We start from the raw sequence: 11,859 nt of genomic DNA on the forward strand, positions 1-11,859 counted from the left end.
CAGTTTTACTTGACTCACCCAACTCGTTGAAGTGCTTGTTTGTAAGCAGTCCGCCGTGTCGGTGGATGCGCATTATAGGGAGATTCGATTTCCACGCAACCCCTTTTTTAAAGAAAACTGCAAAAAATGGATCGTTTGCTTTTAATTTAGGCATTACGGCTTAAATTAATACAAAAAGCCGCTGTTCGGCGGCTTTATTGTGGGACTTTTATTGTTGGATGGTTAACTTCCAACCAGCATTACGTTGGTAGAGTGTCTCTTGGTTAAGTTCGCTTAGCATAAGCGGGTGTTGCTTTAACCATTGCGAGTCTATAGATAAGATGAGTGTCTCACCTTGAGCATTAATGGCTAGTTGCGGCAGTACATCATCTTTACGGCGCATAGAGAGAATAACAGCTAAACGCAAAACTCTAACCAAACATATCGCTAGTTGTTGGTGCGCACCAAGGGACTCAAACTGGTTTGCACTCAAGTCCCCCTTGTGGCTTTGCACTAACATCGTCACTAATAAGTGCTGTTGACGAGTGAACCCTGGCATATCGGTATTTTTAAGAATATAAGCGCCGTGTTTTGGATATTGCTTATATTCAATTAATAAACCCACTTCATGGAGTTTTGCGGCGCTATGCAGTAAAGCGTGATCAGTCTCATTCAAATGCCAATCACTGGCCAGTTGTGTGGCGAGCAATTTGGCGATACAGGCTACGCGCTCACCCTGGCTATGATCTACATGGTAACGGGTAACAAAGCTGTCGATAGTACGTTGTCTAATATCTTTACGCTGTAGTTCGGGGATCATGCTATAGAGCACCCCTTCGCGAAGCGCACCACCGGCCAAGCCCATCGCTTCAATTTCTAACACTTCAAAGATAGCAATCAGGATTGCTAATCCAGAGACAAAGACCAAACGACGTTCTTCGCTTAAGCCAGGAAGTTGAAGGCTATCAATATTGCTATATTGTACCGTTAGCTGTCGAATATCATGGAGCTTATCCAGGGTCAGTGTTTCGTCCTGACGCTGTGCGACCATAATTTCTTGAATTGCTTGTACGGTGCCCGATGCACCAGCGGCATAGTCCCATCCGGTGTGTTTATACTTAGCGGCGATCGGCTCGACAATATTTTTCGCCGCAGCAATAGCAGCATTATAGTTTTCTTGGCTTAAAGCGCCGTCTTTGAAATAAGCTTCTAGGTAGGTAACACATCCCATATTGAGGCTTTGATAATGTATAGGGTGGGACCCTTCACCGATCACCACCTCGGTGCTCGCGCCACCAATATCAATAACCAGTTGCTTGCCACTGCATGAAGAAGTGTGTGCAACGCCTTGATAAATGGTTTTAGCTTCCTCTTCACCACTAATAACATTCACCGGGTGACCGAGAATCTCTTGCGCACGGTTCTTAAACTCTTCGGCGTTAGTGGCTAAGCGCAGCGTTGCCGTGGCAACAATGCACACCTGATGGGCAGGAATATCCTGCAAGCGTTCAGCAAATAAGGCCAAGCACTCCCAACCGCGCTCCATCGCCTCTTGGCTCAGGCACATTTGCGCGTCTAACCCTGCTGCAAGACGTACTTTACGTTTAACCCGACCAATTGTTTGCAAAGAGCCAGCAACGGTCTTAGCTATCAGCATGTGAAAACTGTTTGAGCCAAGATCGATTACCGCATATAAATCATCTTGGAGGGAAGGTTTCACCACTTGTTATTACCTCAAAAAAAGCTTGGCATAGGCCAAGCTTGGGGATCATTTACTTCTAACGCGGCTGACGACGCCGATTCTGCCCTTGGCCTTGGCCTCGACCGCCATTACGAGAGCGTCCTTGCGGCCCTCGGCGTTTAATCATTTTTGGTGCTTTGATGTCATCCAACAATGCACTCTTGTCATAATGGGATAATGGGATGCTGTGTTCTATATACTCTTCTATCTCTTGAAGGTTATATGCATACTGCTCACAGGCAAAGCTAATAGCGTGTCCTGAAGCACCAGCGCGCCCAGTTCGACCGATGCGATGCACATAGTCTTCGCAGTCATCCGGTAGGTCATAGTTAAATACATGACTTACTTCCGGGATATGCAATCCGCGAGCGGCTACATCCGTAGCTACCAGAAAGTCTAAATCACCTTTAGTGAATTGCGCCAGGATAGACTGACGTTTTTTCTGATTGACATCGCCTGTTAATAGGCCAACTCTGTGGTCGTCAGCTTTAAGCCATGCATATACCGTTTCGCAACTGTGTTTAGTATTAGCAAACACAATCGCTTTATCTGGCCATTCTTCTTCAATTAAGGTTAGCAGCAGCTTCATCTTGTCTTCTTGTGAAGGATGGAACAGCTCTTCTTGAATACGCTTACCCGTTTTCAGATCCGGCTCAATTTGCACATGCTCTGGATTTGTCATGTGCTCAAACGCGAGCTCTTGGACACGATAAGACAGTGTCGCGGAGAACAATAAGTTCAGTCGCTCACTTGCTTCTGGCATCCGCCTAAACATATAACGGATGTCTTTAATAAAACCAAGGTCAAACATACGGTCGGCTTCATCAAGGACGACCACCTCAATATCATTGAGGGTGTAACAACCTTGCTTATAAAGGTCGATCAATCGTCCCGTGGTGCCAATTAAGATATCAACACCTTTTTCCAGCTGTGCCCGTTGTTTTTCATAATCCTCGCCACCATATAATAAACCTAGTTTAAGGTTGCAGTGTGGCGCCAAGATTTCTGCGTCTTTGTGGATCTGAATCGCGAGCTCCCGAGTGGGAGCCATGATCAGGGCTCTTGGTTGCTGACCCGATGGCTTTTGACTACGCAATAAGTAATGGCAAGTGGCCGTAAGAAACGCCAAAGTTTTGCCGGTGCCCGTTTGTGCCTGACCAGCAATATCTTGGCCAGCCATAATGTATGGCATACACTTTGCCTGAATTGGCGTGCAGTATTCAAAGCCACTTGCTTGCAATCCGGCAACCACTTCCGGTGCTAAAGCAAAGTCTGCAAATTTTTTATCGGTTAAATGTGTCTTATTCATAGCGATAAAGCATAACGCTTAAACTTGCAATAAGAAACAAGAGTGTTTAAATACGCACTAAATAAATTCGCCAAAATTAACGGAGAACGTGATGAGCGATAAAATTATCCAATTAACTGACGACAGCTTTGACGCTGACGTATTGCAATCAGACAAGCCTGTACTAGTCGACTTTTGGGCTGAATGGTGCGGACCTTGTAAAATGATTGCGCCAATCCTTGACGAAGTAGCTGGCGAATTTGACGGCCGTGTAAGCATTGGCAAACTCAACATCGACCAAAACGCAGGCACTCCGCCTAAGTTTGGTATTCGTGGTATTCCAACTTTATTGCTATTTAAAGATGGCCAAGTTGCAGCAACGAAAGTAGGTGCATTATCTAAAGCTCAGCTAGTTGAGTTCTTAGAGAACAACCTGTAATCACGCCGTTAAAAAAGGGCTTTGGCCCTTTTTTACTCTACAATTGTGTTTAAACACTGGACGATGCGCTTTCGAGCTGCTAGTTTATAACCCCAACAATCCTAAGTTTATCCAAAAACCTCACTCGGGATACTTCCATTTCGAGACGATAAATAGTTAAAGAACCCACCAATATGCATTTACGCGAACTGAAAGACAAGTCTATCAAAGAACTTGTAAAACTAGCCGAGTCTATGGGCTTAGAAAACGTAGCCCGCCTTAGAAAACAAGATATTATCTTCTCAATCTTAAAAGCGCACGCCAAAAGCGGTGAAAACATTTATGGCGGCGGTGTCTTGGAGATTTTGCAAGACGGCTTTGGCTTTTTACGTAGCTCTGAAGCCTCGTACCTAGCCGGCCCTGATGATATTTACGTCTCGCCAAGCCAAATTCGTCGTTTCAGTTTGCGTACTGGCGATACGATTGCGGGACTGATTCGTCCACCTAAGGATGGTGAACGCTACTTCGCACTATTAAAAGTGAACGAAGTTAACTTCGATAAACCTGAAAACTCCCGTACTAAAATCCTCTTCGAAAACCTTACTCCACTGCACGCAAACGAACGTTTACGCATGGAACGTGGTAATGGTAGTACCGAAGACATCACCGCACGGGTGCTGGATTTAGCCTCACCAATTGGTAAGGGTCAGCGAGCCCTGATTGTTGCTCCGCCAAAAGCGGGTAAAACCATGTTGCTGCAAAACATTGCCCAGTCTATCAGCTACAATCAGCCTGATTGTGAGTTGATGGTTTTACTGATTGACGAGCGCCCAGAAGAAGTAACAGAAATGCAGCGCTTGGTGAAAGGTGAAGTAGTAGCGTCAACATTTGATGAACCTGCCAGCCGTCACGTACAAGTAGCCGAAATGGTAATTGAGAAAGCCAAACGTCTGGTTGAGCACAAAAAAGACGTGGTTATTCTTTTAGACTCCATTACCCGTTTAGCCCGCGCCTACAACACCGTAATCCCATCATCAGGTAAAGTACTGACCGGTGGTGTTGATGCGAATGCGCTACATAAACCAAAACGCTTCTTCGGTGCAGCGCGTAATGTTGAAGAAGGGGGTAGCTTGACCATCATCGCTACAGCTCTAATTGATACCGGCTCAAAAATGGATGAGGTCATCTACGAAGAGTTTAAGGGTACAGGTAACATGGAACTGCACCTTAACCGTAAGATTGCAGAGAAACGCGTATTCCCAGCAATTGACTTCAATCGCTCAGGTACACGCCGCGAAGAATTACTCACCAAGGCAGATGAGCTTCAGAAGATGTGGATTTTACGTAAGATTGTCCATGACATGTCGGAAATCGATGCCATGGAATTCCTCATCGATAAGCTTGCCATGTGTAAAACCAACGATGAATTCTTTGATTCGATGAAGCGCAAGTAATAACTGCTTTAGCTTACTCCTAGGCCGTGACTGTTTTGCAGTCGCGGCCTTTTTATTTTGCGCCTAGACGAGATTAGTCTATATCTTAGATAGGGCAAAATATAATCAGTAAGCTAATGAATCTTAGAAATTTTTACCTTCTCTTTGTGGCGGTATTAACATTCACGCAAGTGATAGTGGCCTACCAGTTCACATCATCGTGGTGGCACACCGCACTTATTTTATTGCCCACTGTGGTTATCCTCGCCTTATTTATCTACGTTTTGAAGCAAGGCTCTGTACAAGACCATGAGCTGACCGCTGCCCTAGCACAGCACTTGGTAGATGGAGAAAAAGTGAACGTCAGTTTTCGCTTTGATGACAGCAAACACGCTCCCCAATCTTACCTGGTATTCAATAGCTGCTTAGCCACTATTGAGCACTTAATCATGGAGATTCATGCCAGCTCTGCACGCCTTCTTCCGATGGCTGATGAACTTACCGATACCTATTCCTCTGTAACTCAAAAAGCGATGATGCAAAGTACTCATGGTAACGACATGGTAAACTCATTTAATGACATGCTGCACATTACGACCCAACTCGGCGATGGCATTGACAATATTTGTGGCTCGTTGGAGCTGGCAACAAACTCAGTAAAGCAAACCAAAATCGATGCTGATAAAAGCCAGCGCAGCATGCAAACGCTGTCATCACAGATAGCACAAACCAACGATGAATTAGCGCAGTTGCAACAAGACAGCGAAAAAATTAGTTCGGTGATTGATGTTATCAATGCCATTGCTGAACAAACCAATCTACTGGCATTAAACGCCGCGATTGAAGCGGCACGCGCGGGTGAAATGGGCCGTGGCTTTGCTGTGGTCGCTGACGAAGTTCGCCACCTCGCCGCACGCACAACCAAATCCACCAGTGAAGTGCGGGAAATGGTGCACCATATTCAGCAAGGGACGCAGCGGGTCACCGAGTTGATGCAACAAAGCATCTCGCTGACACAGGAAACCGTTGAATTATCCGCGCAAGCAACTAACGAGGTCGACCAAATAGAGCATTCCATGCTCGACATTAGCGCCCATTCAGAACAAATCCGCAGTCAACTGCAGCAACAGCATACGTTGTCGGATAGAGCGCAAAGCTGCGTCGATGCCATGCAAGAGCTCAACTCAGACGCGCTGTCTAGCTCGCGGATACAATCAGTATCATCACAAGACTTGCTCAATCTCGCACAGTGTATAGAGCAGAAGATAAGCTTATTTATTACCAGTGAAGAACATTATGATACCCGCAAACGTAATGATCCCAGCCGAAAACACATAGATGCGCTGCCGCAAAAGACAAGCCATAGTGAGGACCTTACGGGTGATATTGATTTATTCTAGTTCCAGATTTGCCAAGTCTTCGATTAATACGCCGACTTGCTCTTTATCCTGATACTTTGCCGCAAGTTCAATATCGCATACCAACTCCGCAATGGTTTGGCTGGCAAACATCTGCGCAGCCCCTGCTAAGCGGTGGGCGACGGCCTTAATTTCATCGAGGTCATTACGAGCGTGTGCATTTACTAAGCTTTCGATCTCTCTTGGCAAGGTGTGCATAAAGCTTTCGTGCAAGTCGCTCATATCCACACTCTGAGCCGCACGAGCGTCTATTTCAACATTCAAAAAGTGCTCTAGGGTGCGGCAAAACTCTTCTTTTTCGATAGGTTTCGCCAAGTGATTAGTGAACCCAGCAGCTTTGTACCTCTCAATATCATGGGTCATGGCGTTCGCCGTTAAAGCGATGATCGGTTGCGTATAGCCACATTGGCGCAACAAATTAAGAGCCTCAAGACCATCCATTTTTGGCATTTGGATATCCATCAACACTAAATCAGGGCAGTGCTGCAAAGTAAGCTCTACAGCTTGTTCACCATTAGCAGCGCTGTGCACTTTAATACCTAAGTTGGTAAGTAGACGCTCAATTAGTCTACGGTTATCCTCGTGATCCTCGGCCAGTACCACCTCACCGGAAAAGCTCAGGGCCCGTGCTGCCTGAATCGTGTCGTTGCTGCGCTCGTCCATTTCCATACAACGACAAGGGATATAGAAGCTAAATGTACTGCCCTGCCCCAAAACACTGGAGACGCTTATATCTCCACCCATAATCTGCGCTAGTTGCTGCGATAGGCTAAGACCGAGGCCTGTGCCGCCAAAGCGCCGGCTGATGGAGTTATCACCTTGGCTAAAGTTCGCAAAAATGGCATCAAGCTTATCTTCAGCAATACCAATCCCGGTGTCTTTTACACGAAAGCACACGCCTTGCTCATCAGCAGTAATAGCAAGTTCAACCTCACCTTGCTCAGTGAACTTCACCGCATTAGAGCATAAGTTCACCAGCACCTGTTTTACTCGAATGTAGTCAAACTCCGCGCCGAAGCTTGCTGGCAACTTATTATTAATACGAAAAAGAATGCCTTTTTGTGATGCGCTTGGCTGGAACATGGCATTTATATCCGCAAGCAAGGAACAAATACTCACTGTTGAAATAACCAACTCCAGCTTGTTGGCCTCGATTTTACTCAAATCGAGTACATCGTTAATCAGCTCTCCGAGATGTTGGCTATTGTTGTAGATAACTCGTAGCTCCTTGGCTACTTGCTCGGCGGGCACATCGCCTTCGATTATTGCTTGCGCTTGACCCATAATAGAGGTCAAGGGAGTGCGTATTTCATGGCTGATATTGGCCAAGAATTGGCTTTTTATTTCGTTTGCCGCACTGAGCTGATCGGCTAGCTCCTCCAGCTCTTTGGTGCGTTGCTTTACTTTATCCTCTAGCATTGCCGTGGCTTTGCGCTCGGCAGAGCGCCGGAATAACAGCACTATACTGATAAAAGCCAATATCAATATACCTGCAGCTAGAAATGTCATTTGACGACGCTGCTGCGCTTCGAGTTTATCTAACTGTTGCTGTTGCTTGAGCGAGTCAACCTGTTGTTGTAGTTCAGTGGCATTGTACTTAGCTTGGAAATCATTCAAGGAACTGGCTATTTTGTTGCTTAGCATCTCTTGCTGCTGGCGCTCATAGCGCTCGTATAGCAATGCGCTTTTGACATGATCACCCTGCGCCGCAGTCACGAGTAATTCAATTAAGGAAATCGCAGGAGAGGCTTTGTCATCGGTCACCTGCTCGCGCATGGTGTATACCTCTCGCAGCGCTTGCTGTGCCTGTTTATATTGACCTTTAGCGAACAGCAACTTGGCTTCAATTTCTTTAATATTGCTGTTGTAATGCAAATTATCCATTACCTCAGCCTGCGCTTGGGCATCACGCATTTGCGTATAAGCGGCATCAAAACGCCCTTGCACAAAGTTTAATTCAGCTAAGCGAATAAGATTGACAATATGGTTTGGGCGGTCGCCATTTTCTTGGTACTTCACCAGAGCCTTTTGGTAGTAAATTTCGGCTTGTTCGAAATCCATACGTGATTGGTAAATAGAGCCTAAGTTAGTCTCCATTTGCGCTTGCCCTATGGTATCCCCCAAACGCTCAAAGCTATCACCTATTTGCTCATAAATATCAAATGCAGCTTCAAAGCGGTACCAGTCCATATAAGCAACGGCGATGTTGTGCATGATATTAACTTGGTCATATTCGTCGCCATATTCATCGTATAGCTCTTTTGCCTTTGAATAAGAGGCGATGGCCGCTTCGATTTGGTCTGCGCCAGAATAAGCCAGGCCAATATTATTATATAAATGGGCTGCAATAATGGGTTTGTCGATTTGCTCGATGATCTCGATGGCGCGAAGATAATCTTCGATAGCGGTTAAATCTTGACCCCGGTAGTAGTGGCTAACGCCTTGCATCTGTGCATATCGCGAATGCTCAATTACCGTGCCGTGTTTTGCAGCTAGTTGCTCCGCGCGTAAATAGTAGCGAGCCGCCTTTTCGTAGTTACTGTCTTCAAAAAACTGTTTGGCGATAAAGGCATTGACTGCTAATTGTTGAGGTTCAGAAAGAGGTTGAGCGAGTTTGCTGATGGCGTAATCACGTTGCAATTGCTGAGGTTGGGAGCGAATATCGTCAATCAGCGCATCACCATAGCTCAGGCTAGTAAAAAGTGAGCATACAAGTAACTGGATACACACCAGTAACCGAGGGAGCTTCCTTTGCGACATATTCCATTTCACTGTATTTTAAACCCTGTACACCCTACGCTGGGCAATCTCAATTACGTTAACGGTTTTATTATGGACGACTCACATTACAACCCACTCATAGAGCCTATTTTAGCGCTCTTGACGGACGGTCAAAGTTGGAAAGTCCATACCCTGGCTAGCCAATTAAAAGCACACGGTCACCTTGGCCGCCTGGATGAAGACTCCATGGCCGATTTAGCTAAACGCAACTTCATCATTATGAATGCACTGTTTCAGCTGCAAGATGAATTGCTCAAAAGCGACTGCTATTTGTCCATATCTAGTTTACATATTCAGCTCGTTTACGGCCACCCAAAACAACGACCTAGCAGCAACGATTCATTGCGAGAATATTACCTCAATTGGCAGAATTACGCCTTATCTCGCGAGCAAGTTATAGACTTGTTAGACCAGTTTTGGCAAGCCTTGCCCATTAACACTTTAGACGATACGACCCTAGCACGTATTAACAAACGTTGGAAATTGTCACAGCCGATTCAAATGCAGGCACTAAAAAAGCGATGGCGCGCGCTTGCGCTTGCGTACCACCCGGATAAAAACACCCACAGTAACGCAGACTTTCAACAAATTCATAATGAATACCAACAGTTACTTCAATACGTGCGAGTAAAAAATAACAATTGCAATTGATAATTACTTTCATTAACATGCGCAACGTTGTTTTTTATCTAGGTAATTATTATGAACCGCCACGCGCTCACCTTAGCAATCGCAGCTGCCTTCCCTACCGCGACTCTCGCAACTGAAAACATGGAAAAGATCGAAGTCGTCGGCTCTTATTTTAACGACTATAAAGTGGATAGCGCTTCAGGCGCCTTACGCACAAATACTTCACTGCTAGAGACGGCTCAGTCTGTGACTGTTATTCCTGACACTATCGTTAATGAGCAACTGGCCACCACACTCGGCGAAGTACTGAGTAATGACGCCAGCCTTACATCGGGCTCGAAACAGCGTAACCGAGAAACATTCAACATGCGTGGGTTTGGCTTAAGTTCATCGACTGGCTACTTACGCGATGGCCACCAGCATTGGTCTCATTACCAACAACCAATTGAAATTCTTGAGCGTGTTGAGGTTATCAAAGGCCCTTCGAGTATCCTCTATGGTCAGTCTGGTCCGGGCGGATTGGTCAATATGGTGACTAAAAAGCCCACCGCCAATCAATTTATTAACCTTGCGGCAGATATCGATCAACACGGCTCCACTCGCTTTATGCTTGATGCAAGCTCTGCACTAACCGAAGATGAGCGCCTGCGCGGACGCGGTATTTTAGTCAAGCAAGATGTAAACTTCTGGCGCGAATACCCCAATGGCGAAGAACGCGAACGAGACCGCTTTTTGGGCGCTGTGGTGTTAGATTATGACCTCACGGACGACACCTTAATACGCGTACATTACGACCGCACCGATGATAAAACAGGATTAGACACTGGGGCTTGGCTAAACAACGATGGCGAGCTTATCGGTGACGATAAAACGATTTACGATTTTTCTTGGGCTTTCACTGATATTACTGTGGAAAATATCGGTCTTGATGTACGCCATTTCATTAACAACCAGTGGCAAGTGAAAGTAGGCTACAACGAGCAAACGTTCGAGCGCCAACGTTTTGAGTCAGCACCGCGCAAACCGAGCGACTATCAAGTCGGTGATAGCTACACCTCGCGCCCCTATGATCGCTTTGATGATTGGCAATTTACTACCGCCTACATCGACTTTGTTGGCGAATTTAAGCTGGCCAATATGCAACACCAACTACTGATTGGTGCCAATAGTCTAGATTACTATTATGGACAGCTTCGCACCCGCGCAGATGCAGTGGATTACACACTCGCTCAGCAACAGCCAAGCCGCCCCAATGTAAGCTATCAGAGCGATGATAGCTTATACACCGCAGAATATGACTACTATGGTATCTATATTCAGGATTTGATCACTGTGAACCCACAGTGGCAAGTCTCTATTGGTGGGCGCTACGATAAGCAAAATAAAACCGGTGCCGACAATGAATCTGTACTTCCTAAACTAGGCGTACTTTACCACCCACTGGATACCGCCACGATTTACCTCAGCTACTCAGAAGGCTTCGAGCCGCAGGGCGCCGATAAGCTCAATAATGAAACCGACAAGAATCATAATATGAAACTTGACGCTGTGACTTCTGAGCAAATAGAGCTCGGTGCTAAGTGGCAGTTGTTCGATGACCGTTTACTGCTAAGCGGCTCACTGTTTGATATCAGTAAAGACGGCACCTTAGTCACTGAGCTCGTTGAACACCCTGATTATGATTCAATCACTACACAGGTTGGCGAGCAGCGTCATAAGGGCCTAGAGCTCGCCGCACAGGGCGCGGTCACCGATCGTTTTTTCGTCATGGCGTCCACTATGTATTTAAATGCTCAATACGAACGTGATGAGAATTATGAGGGCAACCGCCCTGCGGATGCACCTAAGTGGTCGGCTTCACTGTGGTCACGCTATGAGCTTAACGATGCCCTGGCCTTTAATGCTGGCGTTTTTTACACCGGAAAACGCTTTGCCGACAGTGCCAATACCGTTGAGAAAGATGCGTATACGCGCGTCGATGTCGGTGCTACCTACGCGTTTAAGCTTGCCGGTAATGACATTGACTTAAGACTCAATATTGAGAACCTATTTGATACTGACTACCTTGCCGGCGGTGGCGTCAGTAATGTCACTGTTGGCGAAGGCACGAACTTCCGCCTCGCTGCCCAGTTCAGCTTCTAACCATAAAGAGGTCGCCAATTGGCGGCCTC

General features: G+C 46.2%; 8 protein-coding genes. 5 read left to right on the top strand and 3 right to left on the bottom strand.

Translation table 11 applies throughout. The annotated features are described in order from the left end of the window. Positions 1–208 precede the first annotated feature (208 nt). Both gppA and rhlB read right to left on the bottom strand, forming a co-directional pair. Entirely contained in the window at positions 209–1,702 is a 1,494-nt protein-coding gene (gene gppA, locus MHM94_RS18210) for a guanosine-5'-triphosphate,3'-diphosphate diphosphatase (protein WP_235420165.1), read from the bottom strand. Positions 1,703–1,757: 55 nt separating this feature from the next. Next, on the bottom strand, positions 1,758–3,029 hold the full coding sequence (gene rhlB, locus MHM94_RS18215) for an ATP-dependent RNA helicase RhlB (protein WP_235420166.1): 1,272 nt from the start codon (positions 3,027–3,029) through the stop codon (positions 1,758–1,760). Positions 3,030–3,120: 91 nt separating this feature from the next. Here rhlB and trxA point away from each other — a divergent pair, with 91 nt between their 5' ends. The 3 genes from trxA to MHM94_RS18230 all read left to right on the top strand — a co-directional run bounded on the left by trxA (position 3,121) and on the right by MHM94_RS18230 (position 6,259). Further along, complete coding sequence (gene trxA / locus MHM94_RS18220) at positions 3,121–3,447, top strand: thioredoxin TrxA (protein WP_022943568.1); 327 nt, start codon at positions 3,121–3,123, stop codon at positions 3,445–3,447. A 173-nt stretch (positions 3,448–3,620) separates the two neighbouring features. Beyond that, a complete protein-coding gene (gene rho, locus MHM94_RS18225) occupies positions 3,621–4,880 on the top strand; it encodes a transcription termination factor Rho (RefSeq protein WP_022943569.1) in 1,260 nt (419 codons plus the stop codon). A gap of 116 nt (positions 4,881–4,996) precedes the next feature. Next, positions 4,997–6,259 (top strand): methyl-accepting chemotaxis protein, encoded by a 1,263-nt coding sequence (locus MHM94_RS18230; RefSeq protein ID WP_138508518.1) that lies wholly within the window; start codon positions 4,997–4,999, stop codon positions 6,257–6,259. Here the strand turns inward: MHM94_RS18230 and MHM94_RS18235 are convergent. Beyond that, a complete protein-coding gene (locus tag MHM94_RS18235; RefSeq protein ID WP_045979501.1) occupies positions 6,251–9,037 on the bottom strand; it encodes an ATP-binding protein in 2,787 nt (928 codons plus the stop codon). The genes MHM94_RS18230 and MHM94_RS18235 overlap by 9 nt on opposite strands. Positions 9,038–9,109: 72 nt before the next feature. Here MHM94_RS18235 and MHM94_RS18240 point away from each other — a divergent pair, with 72 nt between their 5' ends. Together MHM94_RS18240 and MHM94_RS18245 are read left to right on the top strand one after the other, a co-directional pair. Next, positions 9,110–9,709, top strand: coding sequence for a DNA-J related domain-containing protein (locus tag MHM94_RS18240; RefSeq protein ID WP_235420167.1), 600 nt, complete (start codon positions 9,110–9,112; stop codon positions 9,707–9,709). Between the two features lie 51 nt (positions 9,710–9,760). Further along, positions 9,761–11,830, top strand: a complete 2,070-nt coding sequence (locus MHM94_RS18245) for a TonB-dependent receptor (RefSeq protein ID WP_235420169.1) — start codon at positions 9,761–9,763, stop codon at positions 11,828–11,830. Positions 11,831–11,859 lie beyond the last annotated feature (29 nt).

This window comes from Pseudoalteromonas sp. CNAT2-18.1 (genome assembly GCF_022347865.1).
GTDB lineage: Bacteria > Pseudomonadota > Gammaproteobacteria > Enterobacterales > Alteromonadaceae > Pseudoalteromonas > Pseudoalteromonas ruthenica.